18 protein-coding genes and 1 pseudogene are annotated in these 25,063 nt (G+C 47.0%); 8 read left to right on the forward strand and 11 right to left on the reverse strand.

The window, feature by feature from the left end; translation table 11 throughout:
* A pseudogene (locus tag ACYVB1_RS14785) lies at positions 1-96 on the forward strand (IS1 family transposase); the annotation flags it as partial.
* A 62-nt stretch (positions 97-158) separates the two neighbouring features.
* On the opposite strand, the gene ACYVB1_RS14790 reads toward ACYVB1_RS14785, so the two are convergent.
* Complete coding sequence (locus ACYVB1_RS14790; protein WP_460924555.1) at positions 159-905, reverse strand: LuxR C-terminal-related transcriptional regulator; 747 nt, start codon at positions 903-905, stop codon at positions 159-161.
* A 1,246-nt stretch (positions 906-2,151) separates the two neighbouring features.
* Positions 2,152-2,652 carry a DUF2721 domain-containing protein gene (locus ACYVB1_RS14795; RefSeq protein WP_460924556.1) on the reverse strand — a complete coding sequence of 167 codons (501 nt, stop codon included), beginning with the start codon at positions 2,650-2,652 and terminating at the stop codon, positions 2,152-2,154.
* A 329-nt stretch (positions 2,653-2,981) separates the two neighbouring features.
* On the opposite strand from ACYVB1_RS14795, the gene ACYVB1_RS14800 reads away from it, so the two are divergent.
* A complete protein-coding gene (locus ACYVB1_RS14800) occupies positions 2,982-4,106 on the forward strand; it encodes an MBL fold metallo-hydrolase (protein ID WP_460924557.1) in 1,125 nt (374 codons plus the stop codon).
* Positions 4,107-4,126: 20 nt separating this feature from the next.
* Here the strand turns inward: ACYVB1_RS14800 and ACYVB1_RS14805 are convergent, their stop codons facing one another.
* From ACYVB1_RS14805 to ACYVB1_RS14825, 5 genes are all read right to left on the reverse strand, one after another.
* A complete protein-coding gene (locus ACYVB1_RS14805) occupies positions 4,127-4,957 on the reverse strand; it encodes a hypothetical protein (RefSeq protein ID WP_460924558.1) in 831 nt (276 codons plus the stop codon).
* A complete protein-coding gene (locus ACYVB1_RS14810; protein WP_460924559.1) occupies positions 4,954-5,130 on the reverse strand; it encodes a hypothetical protein in 177 nt (58 codons plus the stop codon). Before ACYVB1_RS14810 ends, ACYVB1_RS14805 begins: the two co-directional genes overlap by 4 nt.
* Entirely contained in the window at positions 5,130-6,215 is a 1,086-nt protein-coding gene (locus ACYVB1_RS14815; RefSeq protein ID WP_460924560.1) for a toxic anion resistance protein, read from the reverse strand. Before ACYVB1_RS14815 ends, ACYVB1_RS14810 begins: the two co-directional genes overlap by 1 nt.
* A gap of 3 nt (positions 6,216-6,218) precedes the next feature.
* Positions 6,219-6,659: a hypothetical protein gene (locus ACYVB1_RS14820; RefSeq protein WP_460924561.1), complete on the reverse strand. Its 441-nt coding sequence runs from the start codon at positions 6,657-6,659 to the stop codon at positions 6,219-6,221.
* Between the two features lie 683 nt (positions 6,660-7,342).
* Complete coding sequence (locus ACYVB1_RS14825) at positions 7,343-8,017, reverse strand: porin family protein (protein WP_460924562.1); 675 nt, start codon at positions 8,015-8,017, stop codon at positions 7,343-7,345.
* Between the two features lie 670 nt (positions 8,018-8,687).
* Between ACYVB1_RS14825 and ACYVB1_RS14830 the strand changes: the two genes are divergently transcribed.
* From ACYVB1_RS14830 to ACYVB1_RS14840, 3 genes are all read left to right on the forward strand, one after another.
* Positions 8,688-8,909, forward strand: coding sequence for a hypothetical protein (locus ACYVB1_RS14830; protein WP_460924563.1), 222 nt, complete (start codon positions 8,688-8,690; stop codon positions 8,907-8,909).
* 320 nt (positions 8,910-9,229) lie between these two features.
* Positions 9,230-10,180 carry an HNH endonuclease gene (locus ACYVB1_RS14835; RefSeq protein WP_460924564.1) on the forward strand — a complete coding sequence of 317 codons (951 nt, stop codon included), beginning with the start codon at positions 9,230-9,232 and terminating at the stop codon, positions 10,178-10,180.
* 43 nt (positions 10,181-10,223) lie between these two features.
* On the forward strand, positions 10,224-13,385 hold the full coding sequence (locus tag ACYVB1_RS14840; protein WP_460924565.1) for a DUF3427 domain-containing protein: 3,162 nt from the start codon (positions 10,224-10,226) through the stop codon (positions 13,383-13,385).
* 683 nt (positions 13,386-14,068) lie between these two features.
* On the opposite strand, the gene ACYVB1_RS14845 is transcribed toward ACYVB1_RS14840, so the two are convergent.
* The 3 genes from ACYVB1_RS14845 to ACYVB1_RS14855 all read right to left on the reverse strand — a co-directional run bounded on the left by ACYVB1_RS14845 (position 14,069) and on the right by ACYVB1_RS14855 (position 19,430).
* Positions 14,069-15,583 carry a SpoVR family protein gene (locus ACYVB1_RS14845; RefSeq protein ID WP_460924566.1) on the reverse strand — a complete coding sequence of 505 codons (1,515 nt, stop codon included), beginning with the start codon at positions 15,581-15,583 and terminating at the stop codon, positions 14,069-14,071.
* Positions 15,584-16,195: 612 nt separating this feature from the next.
* Positions 16,196-17,464: a YeaH/YhbH family protein gene (locus ACYVB1_RS14850; RefSeq protein WP_460924567.1), complete on the reverse strand. Its 1,269-nt coding sequence runs from the start codon at positions 17,462-17,464 to the stop codon at positions 16,196-16,198.
* Between the two features lie 37 nt (positions 17,465-17,501).
* On the reverse strand, positions 17,502-19,430 hold the full coding sequence (locus ACYVB1_RS14855; RefSeq protein WP_460924569.1) for a PrkA family serine protein kinase: 1,929 nt from the start codon (positions 19,428-19,430) through the stop codon (positions 17,502-17,504).
* Positions 19,431-20,289: 859 nt separating this feature from the next.
* On the opposite strand from ACYVB1_RS14855, the gene ACYVB1_RS14860 reads away from it, so the two are divergent.
* Both ACYVB1_RS14860 and ACYVB1_RS14865 read left to right on the forward strand, forming a co-directional pair.
* The gene (locus ACYVB1_RS14860) at positions 20,290-20,493 is read left to right on the forward strand and encodes a hypothetical protein (RefSeq protein ID WP_460924570.1); all 204 of its coding nucleotides are present in this window, start codon (positions 20,290-20,292) and stop codon (positions 20,491-20,493) included.
* Between the two features lie 324 nt (positions 20,494-20,817).
* On the forward strand, positions 20,818-22,077 hold the full coding sequence (locus tag ACYVB1_RS14865; RefSeq protein ID WP_460924572.1) for an asparagine synthetase B: 1,260 nt from the start codon (positions 20,818-20,820) through the stop codon (positions 22,075-22,077).
* 21 nt (positions 22,078-22,098) lie between these two features.
* On the opposite strand, the gene ACYVB1_RS14870 is transcribed toward ACYVB1_RS14865, so the two are convergent.
* Entirely contained in the window at positions 22,099-23,352 is a 1,254-nt protein-coding gene (locus ACYVB1_RS14870; RefSeq protein WP_460924574.1) for a metallophosphoesterase, read from the reverse strand.
* A 268-nt stretch (positions 23,353-23,620) separates the two neighbouring features.
* Here ACYVB1_RS14870 and ACYVB1_RS14875 point away from each other — a divergent pair, with 268 nt between their 5' ends.
* A complete protein-coding gene (locus ACYVB1_RS14875) occupies positions 23,621-24,853 on the forward strand; it encodes an MFS transporter (protein ID WP_460924575.1) in 1,233 nt (410 codons plus the stop codon).
* Positions 24,854-25,063 lie beyond the last annotated feature (210 nt).

The raw sequence follows: 25,063 nt of genomic DNA on the forward strand, positions 1-25,063 counted from the left end.
TTGGTCAGAAAAACAGCCTGCTTCTCTAAAAAAGAGCAGAATCACTACAACGCCATGAAGCTAACATTCTATTACCGAAACCATCATACATTCTAGACCACAACCCTTTTTCTGTCCTTCCTGGAATACTCAAACTACTCTTCTACCCGGCAGCTTTTTCAAACCAAGCCATGGGAAACCGCAAACTGCACTAAGCCTCCTGCGTTTTTTGTATTTGTTTTCGTCATGATCTTCTGCCGGTGGGTATTCACCGTGTGGAAACTGATAAAGAGTTTATCTGCAATAAGTTTGCTGCTGTAGCCCTCGGCCATCAGTTTTACTATTTCCAGTTCCCGTTTGCTCAAACTGCTTGGGGCATGGCAGTTCTCAACGTCTTCAGAGGTAAAGAAATGACAGATGTTCCGGCTAGTCGATACAACGGAGGCTACCTGCTGCTCGCTTTTCTTCCAATGGGAAATATCGGAACATACACTCAGCACATGCGTAATATTGCCCTTGCAGTCTGACTGCAGGACAGAATTCTGAGCCAGTACCCTGATTACTTTACCACCTGGTTTGATGATGCGGTAGTCATAGTTAAATTTATACTGTGCCTGATCAGCTGGGGCTAAATTGGAAATAAAATCCCAGATAGACTTCCGGAGTCTCCAGGTTTTATGCAGATCCTCAGGATGCACAATGGCATTGTAAAAGGAGAAACCCTTTTCTATAAACTGAGAACAACCATAGCCCAGCACTTCTTCTGCACTGCTGCTGATAAAGCTAAACTGCTGCGTTCGCAGGTCTAGTATTGAGATGACACAGGGCGACTGATTGAGTACTGCTAAAAAAGCGGGGTTACTGTGAAAGCTCTGGGCATAATCAATCGAAACCGTACCGTAGGACTGACTTCGCCAAAACTTCATTAATTCTTTGTAATCTTCAGGAAGGGTATTTTTTGTAATCTTATCTAATTCGTAATCTTGTAACTGCTGCATGGGTAGCGGAGTTAGGTAATGCACTATTATCTTTGGACATCAACTTATCTAAACCGTTCCAGGGAGGTTTGTAGGCGGGGCAGCTTTTAGAAGATTCAGTTTAACTGAGAATCTTTTGCAGGAAGAGGGAGAAATTTTCTTATTTCCTGGACAGATGACGCATCTGGCTGTACAGGCTGAACAAAACATATCCCTGGCTCTTTATTTGGAGCTCTCCTCTTACTAGCATAAAATCTCAGTAGAACTGACCTTAATTCTGGTGTATCAACCGATACTGCATGCTGACTTTATTTTATAAAGTCAGATGGCAAAGTGATAGAGGGAAAAGCACGACCTCCTGTCTGATAGTAAATGGTTTAAGCGGATTGAGTGGCTGTAACAGCATGAACAATTCTAGAGCAATCAACAAATATGTGCATAGCGTTGAATAAATATTCGTTAACCCGGAATTTGTACAGAAAGCCCTGACATTAAGTTTGATAAAACCAATCAGAAAGGGCATTGGAGGGTGAGTGTCAAAATTATTTTAACATAACAGCTAAAATAATTGGATGATGAGCGCTTATATTAATTATTCAGATATATAGCTTCTAACGTTTATCGGGCAGTGATGTTTAATTTATTCTTGAAAATTTATCTTTTAGTGCCTGTTTTAAATAAGACCTACTTTAAATCTGTAATGATTCACTTATAAAATTGGATGGAATCAATACATATATAAAGGAATAACTGCAACTCAAGGTAACATTATACAATACTAATAATTAGAAGATTATTTCAATTCCCACCATAAGGTTTAAAGACAAAAATGAGGTTCTTTCAAATGAAACACCACAAATAGTGCGCGAAGAACTGCTTATTTGCTGCTTCACACCTCCTTAACAAACCCTTAGCCCTTCCACGGACGGAAGTTCACCTTTCAAAGTAAGCATGTAAGGCGCATGAAGTATCAGGCTGGTACTTATACCTCTGCAAAAAACCGACAAAAGTAACATAGCCGTAAAACCGCACTGGTAGACTTTAAATCAATATCCTCCGGTTTGAAATCTTTCACTGCCGCCGCCATAGCTCCTCCTTAAGATGATGTAGGCCTTATGGTGGTAAAAAGTAACAACAGAATGTGCTCCTATCAGAGCAAGCTAAAAAGTAAATAGAATACCCGCCGGGCAGTGCTTTAATTGTTTTCTTTGTCTGCACTATCCGGCAGCTCTTTGCTGTAGTTTTTCACTAAGTAATCCATCTCGATGTCAATGGCGCCCAGCGCAATGCGCGTCTCTGAAATAAGTAGAATAGTGGCGTAAAACAAAAAGGCCGCCCCGCATAAGCCAAGCACAACAGGCACCCAGACCACCAGAAGCCCGAAAACCTCGAGCAGGCCGATCGACAAACTGGTTGCCACAAAAATGGAAAGGGCAATGTAAAGCAGGCTCATGACTTGCTGCAGCTTTCTCGATCTGTTGGCCGCCCTTGTCAGCAGTCTGTAGAGCAACGTCCTTTTCACTGCAGACTCTTTGTGCTCCTTATTCAGCACCAGTTCTTCGAACTGTTCAGATAACTTACGGGCTCGCTCCACACTGCGGGCGAGCCGCTGGGATGTTGTTAAAATGAGTTGTCCTGCCGCCAGAATCAATACCACCGGGGTGATCATGGCAGTCAGGTCACTTAACGTAGGCATATTTTTCTGCTATGTTTATGTTTAAACTTAACCTATACAACTGAAGTCTATTTCTTTAGACCGGTAAAGCAGCGACTTTGTTTTCTGTTTTTTCCACTACCTCCTTCTACTGTACGCAGGCATAAGGTTAGCTAATGCCTGTTCTGTGCGTACATCAGGAAAGTGATGTCCCCTATCAGACCGGAACAAAGCTGTAATGGACCGGTTACGTACGCACATTGCCTAAGCTTGTACTGCCGTCGTAGAATATCCGTAAAGGAGAGGTAGCTACAAAAGCAATCTATATCTTAACTATAGGAGCTGCCGGTTTAAAATCAATGTTTAACCTGATGAAAAGAAGTGTAAAGGTTACTCTGTACATATGGAGCGTTCTCCTACTACTGGCTACCGTAGCGGGCTGTTCGCTGAAGAAACTCTCCCCGCAGTTTGGAGCAGAAGCGAAAGGAGACCGGCTGCAGAAAATAAAGCAATCTCCTAATTATTTTGAGGGAGAGTTTCATAACCCCGTCGAGACAGACATGGGCCTGGGCTTTAGCGGCTATGTAAAGCTGCTTTCCTCCAGGCTTTTCGGAGAATCAGAAGACCAGAGCCCGGATGATGAACTTCCGGTACAGAAAATCGACCCGAAGAGGCTGCATGCTGTTCAGGACACCGCCACCATCATTACGTGGCTGGGGCATTCTGCCTTCCTGATAGAGATAGACGGAAAGCGCCTGCTCCTGGACCCGATGATGGGAGACATCGCCTCTCCTGTCAGCTTTATGGGGCCCAGGCGGTTTTCAGATTTACCTGTTTCTATAGAGGCCTTGCCGCGCATAGATGCCGTTCTGATTTCGCACGACCACTACGACCACCTCGACTATGGCTCCATTCAGAAGCTGGAGGAGAAGACCGGTCACTTTTTTGTGGCCCTCGGGGTGGGTGCACACCTGGAGCGCTGGGGGGTGCCGGCAGCCAAAATCACAGAAATGGACTGGTGGCAGGAGGCGTCGTACCAGGGGCTGACTTTTGCCTCTACCCCTTCGCGGCATTTTTCCGGTCGCGGGCTCTCAGACAGGATGAAAACACTCTGGACCTCCTGGGTGATTATGGGTCAGGAAGACCGTATCTTCTTTAGCGGCGACTCCGGCTATTTTAACGGCTTTGAGAAAGTGGGAAAGAAGTACGGGCCTTTTGATATTACCCTGATGGAATGTGGGCAGTACAATGAGCTGTGGCCTAACATACACATGATGCCAGAGCAGACGGTGCAGGCACACGTCGACCTGAGGGGAGAACTGCTCATGCCTATCCACTGGGGCGCTTTCACCCTCGCCATGCACAGCTGGACAGAACCTATTGAGCGCGCTACAAAGAAAGCCGCTGAACTGAACGTGCCTGTTACCACGCCCCGCATAGGAGAACCAGTGATTTTAGATCATCACATACCGCGGCGGCAGTGGTGGCGGGAGTAGGCTAGCGCAAGCCTTCTCTATCACCTGCTCTTACGGTAAGTACTTACAGGGAAAAGACGGCAGTCTTCGAGGATGAGGGCATAGGGGGAACCGTTCCAGTGGATGACCGGCACCAGCTCGGCTGGTGGGGAGGTGTTTTGGGTCGGAATAAAGAGCAGAGCATTCCCAACGTAGGCGATGCCGTTTTCAATGCCGAGCAATTCGGATACGTAGTCTACAAAAGTTTCTTTTTCTTCAGGTGTGGAAGTGAAGCCTATCTCATGGCTAACGAGACCACCCGAGATCGTTTCTTTCAGGTAAACAATTTTTGCATAGGTGTTGATAGAAATCGGGGGTACAGTAAGTCCTGGCACCGGCGTTTTGGTTTCGGCAAAGTCGGCGTAGGCCCGCTGGCTTGTTTCAGTGTTTGCCTGCTGGGCAGCCTTCACCTCTTTTCTGTCCTTGCGGAAAGTAGCAGACGCCACTTTGCGGATGGCACCGTCCGCTCTTGCGGCAGCTCTCCGGAGTGCAGCTGCCCTGGCATGGTGCTGCTGGTGCGCATCCATGATGATGTTAAAAGTATTCAGAAAATGGTCGGTGTGCTGCAGGTGGAACAACTCCAGCTCATGTACCCGCTTACGCTCTATCAGATACGTCTGTATTTCATACGTTTTGTGGTACACAGCCTCAATCTTATGGGCGTGTGGTGTGCCACTGTAGCGGTTATGCAGCTCCTGCAGCGCCTTCAGCCGCTTTTTTGAATCTTTTATATAGGGTGCGTCCTTCACGTCAATTCCTTCCGGGGGGCCTATAACGGTTCTTTCGCTAACCGCGCCGTTCAGGCCGAAAAGGGAACGCCAGAAATTCGTCATGTACTGAGTATCTTTTTAAGATGCTGCGTTTCTATCTCCACCTGTATGGCGTCAGAAGACCGGAGCTGCCCGTAATAACTGTCCAGGTTTTGAAGATACAGTTCAAGGAGCTCCTCCTGTTCTTCTGTCAAGATGCTGTTGGAGGTATTTTTCTGTTCTTTTTTTTCCGCCATTATTCTGCTTCAATTTTCTTGGACTTGCCGAAGGTGCCAATAATTTTGCTGTTCAGCTCTTCCTGCACCTGGGCCAGCTCTTTCACCGCCTCAGCCCGTTTCTTACTTCCTTCCTCCGAAATCTTCAGGACGGCGTCCAGCGTCTCCACCATGTCCTTGTTTACCTTTTTCAGCGTGTCCACGTCTACAATGCCGCGCTCATTTTCCTGGGCTGCACTTACTACATTCCCTTTCAGCAGCTGGGAGTTCTTCAACAGCATCTCGTTGGTCGTATCTGTTACTTTCTTTTGTATCTCCAGGGCTTTACGCTGCTTCTCCAGGCCAAGTGCAATGGCTACCTGCTGGCGCCACACCGGGATTACGGTTACAATAGAATTCTGTATCTTCTGCGCCAACACATCGTTGGTGGTCTGGATCATGCGGATCTGGGGCATCGACTGGGTGGCGATGGTATGGGAAAGCGTGAGGTCGTGTACCTTTTTTTCGAGGCGGTCTTTGAAGGCAACGAGATCACTGAGGCGCTGCACCACCAGTTCGTCGTTGTCGCTGGCCTCCGCCTCTGCCTGCAGCTTTGGGATAGCCTCATTCTCGAGTTCCTCTATCTTCATTTTACCGGCGGCAATCACGGCACGCACTTCGTGTATGTACTCCACGGCCTGGTTAAACATCACCTCCAGGCTGGTAGAGTCTTTCATAATGCTTTGCCTTGTTTTCTCGAGTTTGATGACTACATCGTCCACGTTCTCCGAGATGCTGTTATACTGGCTGGCAATGCGCTGCGATCTGTCTTTGATTTTATTTACAAAAGGCAGGCGGGAAAGCAAACCGCGCTTCTCCTCTCCATCAATCTTTATCATGTTTATCTGGGTCAGCAGCTCGTTGATAGCGGTACCGGCGTCTCCAGAATCTTTTGCTTTTACTTTCGTCAGCAGCTCGTTGGAATAATACCCCAGTTTGCGCTGCGTCTCCACCCCGAAATTAGTAAGGGAATCAGGCTTGGTAGGGTCAATGGTTTTAGAGATTTCCAGCGCTCTTTGCTGTTGCTGCTCTTTGTTTTCGGCAGTTGAAATGTTCGTGTTTTCCATGTCTTATTTTCCGGGTTGGTGATTGCGTAGGTTGTCTAATGTGCTCAGGTGCTGCCTTATGTGCTCGTGGCGCTCTGTTGTTTCGTACCATTCAATATCGTTTAAAGGAAGGTAATCTCCTAATAAATCACGCACCTCTTTCAACAAGGCCTCTCCTTTTCTTGTCCTGAACTCAGGGTTTTTGTAGTAGGCGCTGAGGTACTCCACCTTCACCTTCCCTCCTGTCGTCACAGCCAGCTCCTTTACCTCTATCACCAGCTCCGAGGACTTATGCTGCTCCGTCACAATGGTACGGTACACACCTTTGTTGCCCTGCTCCAGCACGGCCCTGCAGGTTTCCCTGGCCTCCCGGATGGCTTGCTGCAGCTGGTGGTTTGGTTTTAAATAATGGCCGACCAGGTATCCGAGGATGGCCGCCACAATGAATGTCCAGAAGATTAACATAGTACCAGTATAACGCTTCAAATCGGTTTATATTCCCTATACGCGGAATGAAGTCATCCCGCTGAAGATAGCATTATGAAGGTATTTTCAAGTTAGGAGTTGCTGAAGTGGCTGTTGCTGCATTAACTTTTATACTTGCATAAGCTGCCGTTGCGGTTGCTTTCGTTAGCAATTTGTAGCCTTGTCTAAGCTGCCGTGGTTTAGCTTATCCAGTGACTCATAAACAGCCTTTTCCATCTTGTCTTCCTGTGCTGTCAAGGCCGAGAGGCCTCGTCTTTAGGCTTCGTGCTGGATGGTTTTAAAAGCAGAACATGGACGATGGGAAACGCCTTATGTCTCATTTTGGAATAGATACCTTTCTATTAACAGGAAGGGCAATGTAGTTAACATAAAAAATCAAATGTTTGCTTGTCATTTCGAACGACGTGAGAAATCTGAAGTATTGCGGGATCATGAAAAAAAGGCAGGTTTCTCACTGGATTCTCAATGACAGACAACTCCTTGAGTCAATTGTATAGCGTGACAGGGGTGATTGTGCCGGATCAGCATGAAAAAATTAGATTGAAGATAGCTTTGGATGATTTGATGCAGAAATAAACCCGCACATGCATTCACTTAAACAAAAAAACCAGCCCTGCCCGAGGGGCAAGGCTGGCTGGTTTGATAGGCCTGTATCTTTTATCTTATCTTGCTCCAGAAAAACGAATGCCCAGAGTTAACATAAATATGGAGTGACGGGCATTTGCCAGGTCTCCATCAAAATAGGTCTCGCTGTCCTTTACAAAGTCGGTGAAGGCGCCGTTGTAACGCAGGCCAAGGCTGATACCATTGCTCGCAGCAAAACCAAGACCAGCGGCATAACCTATCTCTAAGTCCGCAAGGCCTTCCTTGCTCTGGTCTGCTTCGGAACTGGAAATAAGGTTTCCGTTACCGTCATAGATCTCGGTCCTGTTGTTCACGCTCAGCAGGTAGCTCAGTTGCGGACCAAACTCAAAGTAAATCGGACCAGCGTTTATGTGCGCCAGCACCGGCAGATCCAGGTAGTTGTAGTTCACGCTTCCTTCACGTCTTCTTTCTTCTAATAACGGCAGGCTTCTGTATTCTACGCCACTATTTTTAAAGCCTTTTCTGGAGTAAAGGAGCTCCGGCTGCAGGGACACAAAATCCTCCACCAGCGGGAAGTTTAAGGTAAAGCCACCATGAAAAGACACTTTGTTATCGAACATATCTTCATTACGCAGCTCACCAGACAGCTGGGACAGGTTAGCCCCTCCTCTCACGCCAAAAGTAGCCTGCGCCTGGGCAGCTGTAAAAGAGCCTACAAGCAGGGCGACTGCAAAAAATAGCTTCTTCATCATAATCGTGTTTGTATTTGTTTGGTATTAATCGGCCTATATACGGGCTAATTTAGGCAGCCGGTTTAATAAAATTGCATCTTTTTTAAGAGTGGAACTTCAAAAAAACCTGTAAACTCGTGCCTTTCAACGAAATAGCTGCACTAAATATATGCGATGGCTACTCTCCAACCCACCCGCCACTACGCCGAAATAAACCAGATGGCACTGCCAAAAAGCCTTTCGTTCAAACGACAGCTCAATTAATATTCTGCTCCATGTATGGCGGTAGTTTGGGGTGTGGCTCCAGCCTTAGGGTGCGGGCCTTCGCCCTGCCAGCAGCACTAATTGATTAAACTTTATAAGTGACATTTTCAGCTGTTTATAGTGCGGTTAGACCAACCCTGCAGCAGAAGCCTTGCCTGATGCATAGGATCTTTATGCTGTCAGCTAAATTGCTGCCGTTACGGCCAATGTAGCTAAAGCGCCATCATAAAAGAATAGCCAGCGGTTTATTTCATGGCTGCACTCCCCTCTCGCTTGCTCTTTTTGTACATTTCACATGTAGCAGGAAAACAGATAAAGTATTTTTTAAACCCTTTTTCCTCTTATACACGTATTATAGCCATCCTGATACCTGGAACAGCATAACCATGTATAGGATTTAACAAAGATATAACTAAATTGTAAAGCCATGAAAAAGATACTATATTCAGGTGCCCTCGTGCTGGCAACAATGAGCATGATGGCCTGTGAGCGTACCGAGAGCACAACTGCCTCCGAGCAGAAAGGCGTTGTAGTGGACCGCGATTCTGTGGCTACTGAATATGAGGTGACAGAAACTGTGGTGGAGTATGACACCACCAAGCAGACAAGAACCGTGACAGTGGATGAGGAGAAAGAGAATAAAAAGTGAATATATGTAAAGCCGAATTAGGTGCTCCTTAGTTTAGGACCCGTTTAAGTAGAAGTCCCCCTGCTTTTAGAAGCAGGGGGATTTCTTTTTTGAAGCTATCTTGCAAGGCTGTAATTTGTCCGCACGTTCATCCGCTCTATTTGTTTTCTTTTGCAGGTTTCCGAACCTCGATCTCCTTAGACAGCCTGCTCTGTGGTTTAGTATGTTGAAAGCTTTGTTGTACTCTCAAATTATATAATCAAGTTTGTATATTTGAGTATCACCTTAGGAATGCAAGTAATCATTAAGGTGTAATCCTTTGCATATTAATGTGATAAAGAATGACTTCCAATCCTTCTGCGCTTATAACCTATTTGAATAAGTTTACCAAACTGCGTCAGGGTGTTACTAGGTATGGGAAAGCACCTCATAAACCTGTACTGTTGCTTTCTTTAATCGAGCTGTTTGAGAAGGGAGAAATAATAGAGAATAAAGTGTGTATATCACCAGAACTGGTGGCGCTGTTCAAAGAGACCTTTGCCCTTTTGGTAAGGACGGCGCATACTTCCGATTTCTCACTACCGTATTATCACTTAGCTACTGAGGGTTTTTGGACAGTTAGAACAAGAGTAGGAACAGCTTTAAGTATACATATTAAAAGCATTAATACTCTGAACGAAGTTGTTGACTACGGCTACTTTGCCGATGATCTTTATTCTTTGCTGACCAGCACGGAAAGCCGGAACATACTAAAGACAGCGCTCTTAGATCATTATTTCCCTGATACAAAATCAGAATATCTGAAGACGAAGCAAGGCGGTTATATACAAAGTTTACAGAGCTACCTGCTTAACGAACCCCCGGCAGGCTATGCTTTGGCACTCAGCGATACAGACGAGGAAGAGCAGTTTATTCGTGGAGGCTTATTTAAAAAATTGGTACCACAAGTATACAACCATACTTGTTGCATTTCAGGTATGCGCCTGGTTTCTAATCACGGCTTTTCAATGATCGATGCTTGTCATATCGTACCTTTTAGCTTAAGCAAAGACGACAAGATAAATAACGGTTTGGCTCTTTGCCCTAACCTGCACCGCGCTTTTGATCGGGGGCTCATCTCAGTTGATGAAAGACTTACTGTGCTGGTTTCTGATGCTATAGCTGAAGACACGGAAAATAGCTATGCGCTTCAACACCTAAAAAGGAAACCATTGACTTTACCTTTTGGAGCAAAGCACTATCCAGATGCTGGTAACCTGGCGTGGCATCGGCAGCATGTTTTTAAAGGTTGAATCATTCCTCATTATATTTTGATCTACTATACTTCCTCAAAGGATGCTAAAAGAAGGAATTTACGAACAGCTAATTACCTCTTCGCTAAAGAACAAAATCAAAGGCTTATCATCAGAGAAGTTTTTTATAGCTCAGGCTCAAATCGATAAAGAAGAAGCAGCTAAAATACTGTCTGATTACTTGATCAGTTTGATACAACTTGCTTTAAGGGAGTTAAAAAAGGAAGATATTAAAAAGCAGGTAAAATTCTGCAATGATATCATTCAGTTTGTGGATGAAAAGATAAACCTAGATGCTAGTGATAGCCTGATATATTTTGAAGGACAAATTCTGACAGCTGTACTTTCCAAAATAGGCAAAAATGACAAGCAACTGTTAGAAGACCTGAATCGCAAGATTCCCCAGACTGGCTTATCAGTTAGTAACCTGTTTACAGGAAGTAACTCCGATATCTCTATTGATACAGAAATTGAGCGTGACATTTTATCTGCTGATAAGATCTATTGGCTAGTCTCCTTTATAAGATGGTCTGGACTGCGAATACTTGAGCGAGCTTTAAAAGAGTTTACATCGCGTGAAGGCGCTGAACTTCGCATTATCACGACTTCGTATATGGGAGCTACAGAGGCAAGAGCTTTAGATTTCTTATCGAAGCTTCCAAATACACACATCAAGATTTCCTATCAAACAAAGATTGAGCGACTCCATGCGAAGGCTTATATCTTCGAAAGAAACACGGCATTTAATACCGCTTTTATTGGTTCCTCGAATCTTTCTAAATCAGCCTTAACAAAAGGACTGGAGTGGAATTTAAGAGTAACCAGCCAGGAGAATCCTCACATTATAGAGAAGGCTAAAGCTACATTCGATTATTACTGGAACAGCATTGATTTCGAAGACTTTGCTATTGGTGGGACAACTAAGTTTAAGGAAGCCATACAGCAGGAAAAGCAAAGGGATAACGTAGTTTCGTTAACCGATTATTTTAAGATAACCCCCTTCCCTTTTCAGAAAGAAGTATTGGAACAGCTGAAGGTGGAAAGAGAGTTTTACAGCAATTATAGAAACCTTATTGTTGCTGCTACTGGTACAGGCAAAACGATCATCTCAGCCTTCGATTACCAACGGTTTTTCCTGTCACAAAAAGGCAAAGCAAACCTGCTGTTTATAGCGCACAGAAAAGAAATTTTAGAGCAGTCCGTTGCTTCTTTCAGAGCCGTACTCGGTGCTGGGTATAACGATTTCGGCCAACTGTGGGTAGGGAACTATACGCCACAAGATGGTGACTTAAAGCATCTCTTTGTCTCCATACAAACTTTCAATTCTCAAAAGGAATTCTTTCAAGAAAGGCTCTCAGCAGACTACTATGATTTCATTGTGATAGACGAAGCGCATCATAGTCAAGCTGACACCTATCGTATTATCTTTGATCTGTTTTTGCCTAAGATCTTACTAGGACTAACTGCTACACCGGAACGAATGGACGGCAAAAGTCTGCTGCCAGATTTCAACGATAAGATTTCTGCAGAAATCAGGTTAGCAGATGCGCTTACACTAAAACTGCTCAGCCCGTTTCAGTACTTCTGTATTTCAGATAATAGCGTAGATCTGAGAAAAGTTAAGTGGGAAGCGGGAAAATATAACACCACTGACTTAACTCATAACTTGTCGAGCAGGCAACGAGTAGCTTTGGTTATAGATGCCGTAGAGCATTACCTGACAGATCCCTTTGAATCAAAAACACTTTGCTTCTGTACCTCAAAAGCGCACGCACAATTTATGAGCGATGCATTTATCACAGCTGGCTATAGAGCGATTTCTTTAATTAGCGGTAATGGTAACGAATTAGAAAGAGCTACTATTCGTCAGCGACTCATCAAAGGTGAGATCAACTTCGTTTTTGTGGTAGACATATTTAATGAAGGGGTAGATATTCCTGAAATTGACACAATTTTATTTTTACGGCCTACAGAAAGTTTAACGGTATTTCTGCAACAGTTGGGCCGTGGACTTAGGATTTCGGAAGGCAAAGAATGTTTAACGGTTTTAGACTTTGTGAGCCAGGCGCATGAGCGGTATAATTTTGCTGATAAGTTTAGAGCGTTAGCAGGTAAATCGAGGTTTAATATTCAAAAAGAAATTGAGAACAACTTCCCTCACTTACCTCCGGGCTGTAATATCCGAATGGAAAAGCAAGCCAAGAAATACATTTTAGATAACATAAAAAATGCTGTTTTCAATGTTAGGAGATTACAAAGTGAAGTTACCAGCTTTCAGTATCAAACGCATCAGGAATTGACACTGGCAAACTTTCTACAGTATCATCAATTAGATATTCGCACCATTTACAGTAACACTACCTGGTCGGAATTAAAACAGGAAGCGGGGATGATAAAGTATGAGGTAAAAAGACATCATACCCAAATAGCTAGAGGGCTGAGGCGTATAGTACACATTGACTCTCCCTCCTATTTAAAATTTATAACAAGCCTTCTAGAACATGATTTGATCTTCCATAGTACCGATGTGCGTGATGAACAATTTGCTTTGATGTTGTATTATGACATCTGGCAAAAAGGAATTGGTGAATATGGTTTTGCATGTATAGAAGAAGGGCTACGGGAGATATCGAAATACCCAGTGCTTAAAAATGAGCTACAAGAGATTGTCTCTTACTTAAGAGGTCATCTAACCCATACAACAAAATTAATTGATTTAGGCTACCCGATAGGTCTGGAGATACATGCTCGCTATTCAAGAGATGAAATATTATGCGCTTTCGGTATAACCACTCCTAAAAAAGCATTTACATCTAGGGAAGGAGTAGTAAATATTTCTGATTTGAACACTGAGCTACTCTTAGTCACCCTTAACAAATCAGAAAAAGATTTTTCACCAAGTACACAATACGAGGACTATGCCATCAACGAGAAAATTTTCCATTGGCAGTCTCAAAATAGAACAGCCCCTGAAAGTCAGGTAGGTATTTCATACATCAGGCATAAAGAAAGCAGAAAGACTTTACTTCTGTTTGTTAGGGAAGAGAAAAAGGATAATTATGGGTTTACAAGCCCTTACTACTTTTTAGGCCCAGTAGACTATCTTACTCATAGCGGATCAAAACCTATGAATATTAAATGGGAATTGCATGAGCCCATGCCTGCTTTCTTGTGGAAAGGAGCAGCTAAAATGGCTGTAGGTTAATTTTTTTGTAAAAATTGCCAAATGGTTTGGGTGCCAACGTGTTTTCGCGCAGCAATCCCCTCCCGCTGCTGGTCCAGAAGTGAGTCTGCATGATGGGCTTTATCTCTATGAATCAGGGCAAAGTGTAACAGAACAGATGAAGGATTTGGAGAGGAAGCTATTGGAGGTGGCTTTTTCGGTTGTAACGAGTATCCGCTGAGAGAAGAAAGTGCTTTTCAGTTAGGCGTGCTGTTCCATGTCGGAAATAAGTATAAGGTAAAAGCCCTCCTCCATTACAGAGAGAGCGATGTGACGGGCAACGCTTTTAACTATGATTATTTAATCATCAACACATCTGTACTTACAGTTGCAGCCTTGGGATATGCTCCCTTACCTTCACAGTTGTTCAGACTTGGATCAGGACCAGCCTATAATCGGGCAAAAGGCACGGTTTTGTATGGAGACACTGAGAGAGAAAAAAAGAATGTCAGCAAGCTGGGGGTTGTCGTGGAAAGTGGCGTTTCCTTTCCAAAAAACGCACGGTTTTTTGCCGACCTGCAGGTGCAGTATTTCTACACAGTCCCGAATAGAATTTGAAGGGGGAGTGGTACACTATACCTTGTCTTACAATCCTTGCTCTTCAGCGTTAAAGCAAAAGGTTTTACTAATAAAGGAGAAGAATCTGTTCTCCGCAGTTCTTCCCTCTACTTCGCCTCAAAAGTACTTTCGTTGATCCCCAGTTTGTTTTTGGAGTGCAGCTCCACCGGGAAACCCCACAGGTAGCGGATGTGCTCGAGCGTGGACTGGGTGCTGTCAGCATCCAGGCGGCGGTCTTTCTGGATGTAGTGCGTCAGGTACAGCTTGCTTGTCTGGTGCAGGTCTACTTTGGTTACCTGTATGTTGGGCACATGAAAAGACCGGTCGTACTGGTTGCTCAGCTGTTCCCGTACTCTTTTGTAACCCCGCTCGTTGTGGATGGCCCCTATTTCATATTCATCCTCCAGCTCGTTGTCTACGATGGTGAACAGCTTCATGTCGCGCATCACCTTCGGCGACAGGTACTGCAGGATAAAGCTGTCGTCCCGGAAGTTCTCCATCACATAATGCACCTGCTGCAGCCAGTCTTTGCCCACCAGGTCGGGGAACCACTTTTTATCTTCCGCGGTAGGCTCCTGGCAAATACGTTTGATGTCCATGAAAATGTTGAACCCGAGTGTATAGGGGTTCAGACCAGAATAGTACTTGCTGTTGTATTCGGGCTGGTACAGCACCCCACTGTGGCTCTTGAAGAACTCCAGCATAAAACCATCGTTTACGTAGCCTTCCTCAAACAGCTTGTTAATGATGTGGTAGTGCGTAAACGTGGCAAAGCCTTCGTTCATCACCTTCGTGGCTCCCTGCGGGTAAAAGTACTGCGACACCTTCCGCACAATCCGGATAAGTTCTCTTTTCCATTGCGGTAGCGCCGGCGCATATTTTTCTATAAAGTACAGGATATTCTCTTCCGGCTCCTTCGGAAACTTCTGCTCCTCCCCTCCTACGCTTTCGGGCACAGGTGGCGCTTTAGGCAGCGTTCTCCAGATTTCGTTGTAGTTCTCTCTTTTAATGGCGGTCAGCTTTTTAAGCCTTTCGTTTTCCTCTTTGGCGGATATTTTAGAAGGTTTCTTGTACTTGTCTATCCCGTGGTGCATCAGGGCATGGGCTGCATCCAGCACCCGCTCTACTTCCTCCTCGCCATACTCCTCCTCGCATCTTAGCACATAGTCGCGGGCAAACACCATGTAGTCTACAATGGAGTCGGCTGACGTCCAGTCGAGGAACATGTAGTTGTTGGCAAAAAACGCATTGTGGCCCTGGCAGGCGTGGGCAATCACCAGCAGCATCATGCAGGTGGAGTTGTTCTCCATGTTATAGCTGATGCAGGGGTTGGAGTTGATGACCAGTTCGTACGACAGCCCCATACGGCCCTTGGTATAGTTGTTCTGGTTCAGGACGAAGTCCTTGCCGAACTTCCAGTGCGGGTAAGAGGTGGGGAGGCCCGTCAGGGCATACGCATCCAGCATCTGCTCCGACGTCACGATCTCAATCTGGTTCGGGTACGTTTTCAGCTTCAGGTACTCCCGCCCTATCCTGCTGATAACCTCATCAGCCGCCTCCAGCGTGTTGTAGTCCCAGTTTGGGTTACAAAACATCGCCCTGTATTTATCTTTATCCGTCATGGGTGTATTCTGTTAAAGATTATGAGTGTGCTTGTTTAATAAAGCATTGCTGCCGTCGCAGGTGCGAGCTTGCAGCGTGGGTACTTGCTATTGTCTTGAGGTTTGCCCCGGTTCCTGTATCCACCACCCCTAACCTCTCCTTGTCTAAGGAGGGGAGTCTGCTTTTTCGGCTTTACCTGTCTTGTTCTATAGCAAAATCTGTTTTTAGAATTTCCAGTATTTAGTCCGACTTCTTTTAATCGCTTACTACAGGCATCATTGTCTCAACTAGTATACCGGGCTCCCCTCCTCAGACAAGGAGGGGCAGGGGTGGTTGGACAACTTTCCCCCTACACTTATGCAGACCAACCACTAAATCACTCTGCTGTTTCTGATTTATAATCCGGAACTTCCTGAGATGCGGATTAGCAATCCGCACGTTTGCCAACAAAACTGCCTCTCTGAAAGTATAGGGCCGGTTTAATTGGCGGAGAAGGTACGAGCTGCAAGCTCGCACCAGCGATTAGCACCAGTGGTTCCGCACCAGCAGGAGGAGAAAGTCACATCTCAGAATTTTACGTATCCTTCAATCCTGTAAATCCTTCCACATCCTGAAAATCCTGATTCAGACAGTCAGGCGGCTGCTACTTCGCTCCTTTTCCGGAAAAGCCCCTGGAAGACAGGCCAAATTTCGAAAGCCTCGTACACATGCCGTATCGAGAATTCCTCGTCGTTGCTGATGCGCTTGTAAGCCTGCCACAGGTCACTTTCCCTCGCTTTCTTGTTGATTTCGATGTAGGCCATGTACTGGATAGCCGGCAAAATGGTGTCCTGCAGCAGCTTCTTACACTCCAGGGCATCCTCCCTTGACCAGACGTCGCCATCTGATGCCTGGCAGCAGTATACGTTCCAGCTCTGATCATAGCGCTCGCGCATGATCTGGTCCATCAGCTTGAGGGAAGGTGCCACTACGGTACCGCCGCTTTCCCGGGAATTGAAGAACTCCTCTTCGTCTACCTCTTTGGCTTCGGTATGGTGCCGGATAAAGACGAGCTCCACATTCTTATATTGCCTGGTCAGGAAGATGTACAGAAGTGTAAAGAACCTTTTGGCGATATCCTTTTCGTGATAGCCCATGGAAGCCGACACGTCCATGATGCAGAACATCACGGCAGAGGTAACCGGAATGGGCACCCGCTCGAAATTGTTGTACCGCAGGTCGATGTCCTCGAAGAAAGGAATGGTGTTGGCCTGCCGGCTTACCTTTTCTATTTCCAGCTCCAGTGCTGCCCGCTCCTCCGGGTTGGTGGTGCCGGCAAGCTGTTCCTGCAAAGCCTTCAGCTTTTTATCAAAAACTCCTTTTAGCGCCAGTTGCCTGCCCAGCGACTGCTGATAGCTGGTTTTGATATTCAGCCGGGAAGGAACGCTGTCGCGGGTATAGCCGGCGCGGCGCATCGAAAAATTCTCGGTGCTTTCCATCAGCTTCTTCACCATATTGGGTAGCGCGAGGTCATCAAAAAAGTACTTCAGAAACTCCTCACGCGACAGGACCACCGTAAATTCGTCCTCCGTTACCTCCGGGCTGTTGGAACCCGGCCCATTGCCGCCTCCACCGCCGCCTTGCTTCGGTTTGGGCACCCGATCACCTTCCTGGTACTTGTCGTTGCCCGGCCGCACGATGTGCTTTTTCCCGCTTTTATGGTCGTGCTGGAAACTAGGCTCATCCAGGCCCCGCACAGGTACTTTTACGCTGCCACCCGTCTGGCTGTCTTTTATGCTTTCCTGGCTGATGATATCGGGTATGGCCTTCTTTATCTGGTTCTCAACGCGCTTCAGAAACTTCTGCCGATTGCCGGTAGACTTCCCCTTGTCGTTTTTTCTTCTATCGATGATGCTGCTCATGGGAGTTAGAGAGTTAAAGAGTTTGGAAGTTTGGAAGTTACGCCATCGTCTTTCTTACCCGCATAAACCAATCCACCAGAATGCGGATTTGCTTATCTGTATAGCCTCTTTCCTTCATCCTTCTGGTAAAGTCCTTGTGCTTCTTCTCATCCTCCTCATTAGACTTCGCTGTAAAGGATACCACCGGCAGCAAGTCTTCTGTATTGGTGAAGATCTTTTTCTCGATAACGTTTTTGATCTTCTCGTACGAATCCCACCTCGGGCTTTCTCCACCATGGTTGGCTTTGTAGCGCAGGGTAAAGTTTGTTACCTCGGCCCTGAAGTCTTTTGGATTGGCAATACCGGCAGGCTTCTCTATTTTCTCCAGCTCTGCATTCAGGATGCTTCTGTCGAAGATTTCTCCTGAGTCCGGATCACGGTAGTCGTTGTTCTGCATCCAGTGGTCAGCGTAAATCACATACTTATCGAAGATGTTCTGGCCGTAGGAGCTGTAGGACTCAATATAAGCTTTCTGTATTTCGTCGGAAATGAACTCGGCATACTTGCTGGCCAGCACAGACTTGATCAGGTGCAGGTACTTTGTTTCTGTTTCAGGCGGAAGCATCATCTTCACCACCTCCTGCTCCAGCACATAAAGCAGGTGCACCGGGTTAGCTGCAATCTCCTCGCTGTCGAAGTTAAACACCCTGGACAGAATCTTAAAGGCAAAGCGGGTTGAGATGCCCTGCATGCCCTCGTTGATGCCCGCATCGTCGCGGTACTCCTGGATAGACTTAGCGCTCGGATCTGTTTCCCTTAGGGTTTCGCCGTTGTACACCCGCATCTTAGAGTAGATAGTAGAGTTTTCCGGCTCTTTCAGGCGCGACATAACAGAGAATTCTGCCAGCAGCTCGATGGTTTTAGGAGCACAGGGCGCATTGCGGAGAGAGCTTTCCTTGATGAGCTTTTCGTAAATCTTAATTTCTTCGCTCACGCGCAGGCAGTAAGGCACCTGCACTTTGTAGATACGGTCCAGGAAAGCCTCGTTCTTTTTATCGTTCAGGAACTTGGCCCACTCCGACTCGTTTGAGTGCGCGAGAATAATACCATCAAACGGAATAGCGCCGATAGGCTCTGTGCCTTTGTAGTTCTTTTCCTGTGTGGCTGTTAAGAGGGGGTTAAGCACTTTAATAGGTGCCTTGAACATTTCCACAAACTCAAGCAGGCCCTGGTTGGCAAGGCAGAGGCCTCCGGTATAGGAGTAGGCATCCGGGTCGCTTTGCTGGTATTCAGCTAGTTTCCGGATATCGACTTTACCTACCAGCGTCGAGATGTCCTGGTTGTTTTCGTCCCCGGGCTCGGTTTTAGAGATAGCGATTTGATCCTGAATGGAAGGAAACAGCATGACGACCTTAAACTTGTTAATGTCGCCATCGAACTCACGGAGCCTTTTGGAGGCCCAGGGGCTCATGCAGCCCGGCACATAGCGGGACGGAATATTGTACTCCTCCTCCAGTTCCTCGGTATAATCGGCGAACAGCCCGAGCGGGCTTTCAAAGACAGGGCTTACCTGGTCCCCGGCCTTCAGCACATAAATACGATGCTGCTGCATCAGGTGCTTCAGCTTTTCTGCCAGGGAGCTTTTGCCGCCTCCCACCGGGCCCATCAGGTACAGAATCTGCTTCTTTTCCTCGAGGCCCTGCGCGGAGTGCCTGAAATAAGATACAATCTGCTCTATGGTGCTCTCCATACCATAGAAGTCCTTAAAGGCAGGGTAAATTTTAATCTTCTTGTTGGAGAAGATGCGGCTTAGCACGGGATCCTGGCGCGTGTCCAGCATTTCCGGTTCCCCGATGGCGTCCAGTATCCTTTCAGCAGGCTTGGCATATACCTTAGGGTTTTTCTTACACTCCTCGAGATAGGCAGCTACTGTCATCTCGTTTGTTGAGGCACTATAATTCGTCTTGATTTTCTCTAAAATGTTCATAGGGTGTGTCTTTAAACATGGTTGAATCATTTTACATCATGAAGCAAAAGCAGTGTCTCAAAATCTGCCGGAGTCTAAGCAACTGCTAAGCTAAAAATTTATCATAGGTGGTTGGGGGTATGTGGTGCGCATTATTTCAATAACAGAAGATACTTAATTTTTGGCAAATTGCCATGCATCCTCTAAAATATTTTGCACTTTATTTTTATCTTTTGCTGTATGCTCAAAGCCCTGTAAAAGAAAAGCGTACGCAACAGCTGCAATAAAAGAGTAAGTTCTTCTGCAACAGCATATGCTTTCTGTTGCCTGCCTTGGAGTGCATGAGCGCGCCGGGGTGCTGCTGCAATACATGTACATACACCCTATGTTAGGGCGTCGCCTTATTTCGCTGTACGCAGTCCCAATAGAAACTGCCTGCACCTTGTATTACCTTCGGGGACAAAGCACTTTCTATTTTTTCAGCCGCTAAGGTGAACTGATTAAAACAAAACTTAATCCTGCTCTAATACAGGAACAGCAAACAGATATTTTAAATTCAAAATGAATAATATTTTATTTCTGCTGTAGTGTACCAGGCCAAATTTAATCCTTGCCGCTGTTCTGCTGACATCTGTGGACTGCTGCACATGCTGCATGCACAAGGGACAGACCAGGGTGATAGGAAGACAAGGCTGTACCTGCAAAACAGAAGCTTTGGTCCTTTTCAGCGCTGTTGTCTGCAGCGGTATAAGCCCTCTCAGCAACAGAACGAGCTACCGAAAAGGATAAAGAAACTCTGGCCCGCATCATACCTCACAACTTTTAGGGGCAGTTCTACTTATAAGGAATAAACAGGAATTGATTACTAAAACTAAACGCTATGGAAGAAGAAAAGAAAAGTGCCGCATCAGTGGAGAAAGAAGGAGAAAAGGTGTCGGGCGGTGCTGATGCAGCAAACAAGGAATCCGGCACGTCTACTACAGAAGAAAGCGGCGAGGAATACCTGCCGGAGGATAAAAACAAAAAAGAAAAACTAACAGGCTATAACGAACTGCCGGAGCAAAGTAAAGTTGGCGGTGACTGATAAAGTCTAAAGCCCGCAAACGCACAGATTAGCAAGAGCACCCCAGTGGTGCTCTTTTTTTGCCTGCTCCTTCCCTGCTGCACCCGGCCCGAAATACCCTTCATACCTGTCAGTCCAGCCCTATCCCTCCACTTACGCAGTACTGGCAGCAGGACATTTTGCGGCTATAGAGTAAGTACACCAGATTTGCAGTGCCTCCCCTATAAAATGCTTCCACTCCCTTTTCTCCTCAACTCACTGATAACCAACTAAAATAACAGGACTGCAGGATGTATTACTAAATTTATCTTTTTATATTTATAACGCTACCTATCCGGCCTGACTATGAGCAAACTTCTATTCATCAGCCTCGCCTTTACGCTTCTGCTTGCGCAGCATGCCGCTGCCAGCCAATTGCTGATTCCCATGGACAATGCCCAGAAGAACCATCTGAAAGCATACGGAGTCGCCTACTGGGTGCTGCAACACCACCAGGACGTAGACTGGCTGCTCAACTACCGGGGCGGCAGCTTTGGGTTTAAGCAAACACCACAGTTTGAGGAGGAGCTACGGGCAAGGGGGGTTACCTACACTAAACTTCCAGATGCGCAATACAACATCATCCTGCAGCAGATTGCCGACCCGGATGCCAATATGGAGGTGATGAAACTGGAAAAGGTGCCGACCATTGCCGTATACTCACCTAAAACAGAACAGCCCTGGGATGATGCAGTGACACTGGTACTGAACTATGCCGAAATACCCTATGAACTGGTGTTTGACGAAGAAGTGCTGGACAAGCAGCTTCCCCGCTACGACTGGCTCCACCTGCACCACGAAGACTTTACCGGGCAATATGGCAAGTCCGGCCGTCGTAACCAGGAGTGGCTAACGACGCAGAAACAGGAGTCGGAAGAGCTGACCCGCAGGTACGGCTATAATAAGGTGTCGCAGATGAAGCTGGGCGTGGTGAAAGAGATTAAAGCCTTTGTGGCTGGAGGAGGTTTCATGTTTGCCATGTGCTCTGCTACCGACACTTACGACATTGCTCTCGCCGCCAATGGCGTAGACATAGTGGATGCGATGTATGACGGTGATGGCATAGACCCGGAGGCGCAACAGAAGCTTGACTTCAGCCAGTGCTTTGCCTTCAAGGACTTTGAAGTATACCTAAGCCCCTACAACCGGGAATTTTCCAGCATCGACAACCAGCGCCGTGAACGTGGCTTATTCGAGGAAGAGGACTACTTTTCTTTGTTTACTTTCTCCGCTAAATGGGACCACATTCCTACCATGCTCACGCAGAACCACGAGAAAACCATCCGGGGCTTCATGGGCCAGACCACTGCCTTCAAGAAACAGCATGTAAAGGCGGCTGCCACCATTATGGGTGTATCAGACGAGGCAGGTGAGGTCCGATACCTGAATGGCAGCATAGGCAAAGGCACCTGGACTTTCTATGGCGGCCATGACCCGGAAGACTACTGGCATATGCCCGGCGAGCCCCCTACTGACCTTGCCCTGCACCCTAACTCCCCCGGCTACCGCCTTATCCTCAACAACATCCTCTTCCCGGCCGCCAAAAAGAAAAAGCCTAAAACCTGACCTTAATTTGGAGGCAAGGAATCACCCCCTTCGCAACTCCAGCACAGTTACCTCGGGCCAGATACCCACTCTGCCGCTGAAACCAATAAAGCCGAAGCCGCGGTTTACATAAAGTAAACGCTGGTTATCCTGCGCCAGCCCAGCCCAGTTTTTATAACGGTACTGCACCGGGCTCCAACGCACCAGCGGCGTTTCTATGCCGAACTGCATGCCGTGCGTGTGCCCGGAGAGGGTAAGATGCACGCGGGAAGGGTGTGTTTTAACTATCTCTTGCCAATGCGAAGGGTCATGCGAAAGCAGGATTTTGAAAGCGGTCTCCTCCACTCCACTTAAGGCTTTGTCCAGGTCTCCCTTTTCAATAAACCCCCTGCCCCAGTTTTCTACCCCCAGCAGGGCCAGTTTCTGCCCATCCTTTTCAATCATCACATGCTCATCCAGCAGCAGCCGGTAGCCCATAGTAGCATGGTGCTGCTTCAGGCGCTCCATGTTCTCTTCCTGCGCAGCCTCACTCTCCCAATCTGCATACATGCCGTAGTCATGGTTCCCTAAAATGGAATACTGGCCATAAGGCGCTTTGATTTGCCCGAAGTCATGCATATAAGGTACAACTTCAGCAGCATGGTCATTCACAAGGTCTCCCGTAAACACAAACATATCAGACTGCTGTGCCTTTACCAGCTCGATGCCGCGCTGTACGGCAGCGGTGTTATCAAAGCTTCCGGAATGAATATCGGAGATCTGCGTAATGGTGAAACCATCGAAAGCCTCGGGCAGGTCGTCGAAATACAAGGTGTGGCGGTGGACTGTATAATCGTACTTGCCTTTTATGGTACCGTACACAAAAGAGAAAAAGGGGATACTGGCGAGTGTCAGCGCCAACTGGCTCACAAATTTCCGTCGCTCCGGCCACAGTGTCTGCTCTTTTTCCCCCTTGTTTCCCGTAGCTCCCCTGAAGAACCGGATAATTGCTGTAAAAAACCGAGAGATGTCTTCAGCGAACAGCACCAGTGTGAACACTAGTTTAGTCACAAAAAAGGTCAGGAAGGCATTGATAAACCACTGCACAAGCGGCGTGGCGTGGTCGTCGGAAAAACGGATGTATGCGGAGATACCGAAGCCAACCAGAAAGCCGATAAAGAAAAACCAGTATGCCCAGTACACTGCCAAACGCAAACCTGCGGAGCGCCAGTTAGCGGTCAGGCGTTTTAAGCCCTGGAACACGTACCAGTCCATGAAAAGGGTCATCAAGCCCAGTATTGAAAGAAATTGGGTCATCGCGATGTTAAACTTCCAGACAATTTTTACCCTGCATACCCTGCAGCTTACACCTTATATTATAGTGCAGGTATAGCTAACGGGGCAGCAGGAGTTTAAGATATAGCAAAAGAAGCACAATTCCCGGACACTTACGGCGTCATTCTGCCTGACAAATGAAGGGCTAGCGCTATTTTTAGTAGATTCACGTTTAGAAATCCCGTAAACACTTCTGCTCTGTTCATTTGCTGAACAGGTGGCCGAAAAGCCTGGAACCTGAATACCCGTCATGACTGACCCGCATACTGCTGTTGAAGAGCCACAACTTACACGCACCACGCTCTGGCTGATGACCATTGCCTCCGGCATGGTGGTGGCCAATATATATTATAACCAGCCGCTGCTGGTAAAAATTGCCTATACGTACCAGGTACCCCAGGCGCAGGCAGGTATGGTGGCCATGCTTACGCAAGTGGGCTATGCCATTGGTTTGCTGTTCATTATTCCGCTCGGAGACATGTTGCGGCGCAAGCGGTTGATACTGGTGGATTTTGTGCTCATCATCCTGTCGTTGCTGCTGGCTGCTTTTTCCCCTAACATTTACACTTTGATGGCCGCCAGCCTGCTGATCGGGGCAACTTCGGTTGTGCCGCAGCTCTTTGTGCCCATGGCCGCCCACCTGGCCCGCCCGGAGGCCCGTGGCAAAGCGGTGGGCACCGTAATGAGCGGGTTGCTGATAGGTATTCTTTGCTCGCGCACCCTCAGCGGTTTCGTGGGGGAGCATTTAGGGTGGCGGGCCATGTTTATCATTGCAGCGGGCTTGATGCTCATTCTTTGGGTGTTTGTATATTACCTGCTCCCAGAAATTCATCCGCAGTTTAAAGGCAACTACAAAAGCCTGATGAAATCGCTTGTTCACCTGTTCCGGACAGAGCCCAAGCTGCGCCTGGCTTCTTTCAGGGGAGCCCTCTCCTTTGCCTGCTTCGGCGGCTTCTGGACTACGCTGGTGTTTTTGCTGGAGGGGCCGCCCTTCCATGCAGGCAGCGATGTAGCCGGCGCCTTTGGTTTGATTGGCGCGGGAGGTGCCCTGATGGCTTCCGTAATGGGTAGGCTGAGCGACAAGTATGACACCCGCAACATCCTCATCGCCACCGTTTCGATGATTATTCTGTCGTACGTGGTGTTTGGCCTGTTCAGCACCAGCCTCATTGGCCTGGTGGTTGGGGTTATCCTGCTCGACCTGGGCCTGCAGGCTTCTCACATCGCCAACCAGACCCTCATTTTCACCCTCAACCCGCAGGCCCGTAACCGCCTCAACACCGTGTACATGTTCACCTACTTTATGGGTGGCGCCATTGGCACCATCCTGGCCAGCCAGGCATGGCAGGTGTGGCGCTGGAATGGCGTGGTGCTGGTGGGGTTAGTCTTCTCAACGCTGGCTTTAATCGTGCACCTGCTCTTTGCCAAAAGGAACAGCCCTGCCACCATCACAATGCCGGAAGAAAAAGCCCCTGCAAAATAAACTTTGTGCAGAAATGGTATTAAGGAAGGCCTGTTACCTGCGGACTTCCACCAGAGTTATTGTATCACAGGTATTTTGAATAGCGCTGACACGGGTCAGGCAGTTCTGTCATTGTACTTTCTGAAGTAAGTTCTCCAGCTCTTGTTGAAACGACTTCAGGCTTTTCCCGTTTTACTTAGTAAGCACCAACTTAACATAAGTAGGACGATA

It is taken from the genome of Pontibacter brevis (assembly GCF_054779655.1).

Coding starts and splice junctions, on each gene's coding strand:
- ACYVB1_RS14790 (WP_460924555.1), bottom strand. CDS start 905: ATGAAGTTTTGGCGAAGTCAGTCCTACGGTACGGTTTCGATTGATTAT.
- ACYVB1_RS14795 (WP_460924556.1), bottom strand. CDS start 2,652: ATGCCTACGTTAAGTGACCTGACTGCCATGATCACCCCGGTGGTATTG.
- ACYVB1_RS14800 (WP_460924557.1), top strand. CDS start 2,982: ATGAAAAGAAGTGTAAAGGTTACTCTGTACATATGGAGCGTTCTCCTA.
- ACYVB1_RS14805 (WP_460924558.1), bottom strand. CDS start 4,957: ATGACGAATTTCTGGCGTTCCCTTTTCGGCCTGAACGGCGCGGTTAGC.
- ACYVB1_RS14810 (WP_460924559.1), bottom strand. CDS start 5,130: ATGGCGGAAAAAAAAGAACAGAAAAATACCTCCAACAGCATCTTGACA.
- ACYVB1_RS14815 (WP_460924560.1), bottom strand. CDS start 6,215: ATGGAAAACACGAACATTTCAACTGCCGAAAACAAAGAGCAGCAACAG.
- ACYVB1_RS14820 (WP_460924561.1), bottom strand. CDS start 6,659: ATGTTAATCTTCTGGACATTCATTGTGGCGGCCATCCTCGGATACCTG.
- ACYVB1_RS14825 (WP_460924562.1), bottom strand. CDS start 8,017: ATGATGAAGAAGCTATTTTTTGCAGTCGCCCTGCTTGTAGGCTCTTTT.
- ACYVB1_RS14830 (WP_460924563.1), top strand. CDS start 8,688: ATGAAAAAGATACTATATTCAGGTGCCCTCGTGCTGGCAACAATGAGC.
- ACYVB1_RS14835 (WP_460924564.1), top strand. CDS start 9,230: ATGACTTCCAATCCTTCTGCGCTTATAACCTATTTGAATAAGTTTACC.
- ACYVB1_RS14840 (WP_460924565.1), top strand. CDS start 10,224: ATGCTAAAAGAAGGAATTTACGAACAGCTAATTACCTCTTCGCTAAAG.
- ACYVB1_RS14845 (WP_460924566.1), bottom strand. CDS start 15,583: ATGACGGATAAAGATAAATACAGGGCGATGTTTTGTAACCCAAACTGG.
- ACYVB1_RS14850 (WP_460924567.1), bottom strand. CDS start 17,464: ATGAGCAGCATCATCGATAGAAGAAAAAACGACAAGGGGAAGTCTACC.
- ACYVB1_RS14855 (WP_460924569.1), bottom strand. CDS start 19,430: ATGAACATTTTAGAGAAAATCAAGACGAATTATAGTGCCTCAACAAAC.
- ACYVB1_RS14860 (WP_460924570.1), top strand. CDS start 20,290: ATGGAAGAAGAAAAGAAAAGTGCCGCATCAGTGGAGAAAGAAGGAGAA.
- ACYVB1_RS14865 (WP_460924572.1), top strand. CDS start 20,818: ATGAGCAAACTTCTATTCATCAGCCTCGCCTTTACGCTTCTGCTTGCG.
- ACYVB1_RS14870 (WP_460924574.1), bottom strand. CDS start 23,352: ATGACCCAATTTCTTTCAATACTGGGCTTGATGACCCTTTTCATGGAC.
- ACYVB1_RS14875 (WP_460924575.1), top strand. CDS start 23,621: ATGACTGACCCGCATACTGCTGTTGAAGAGCCACAACTTACACGCACC.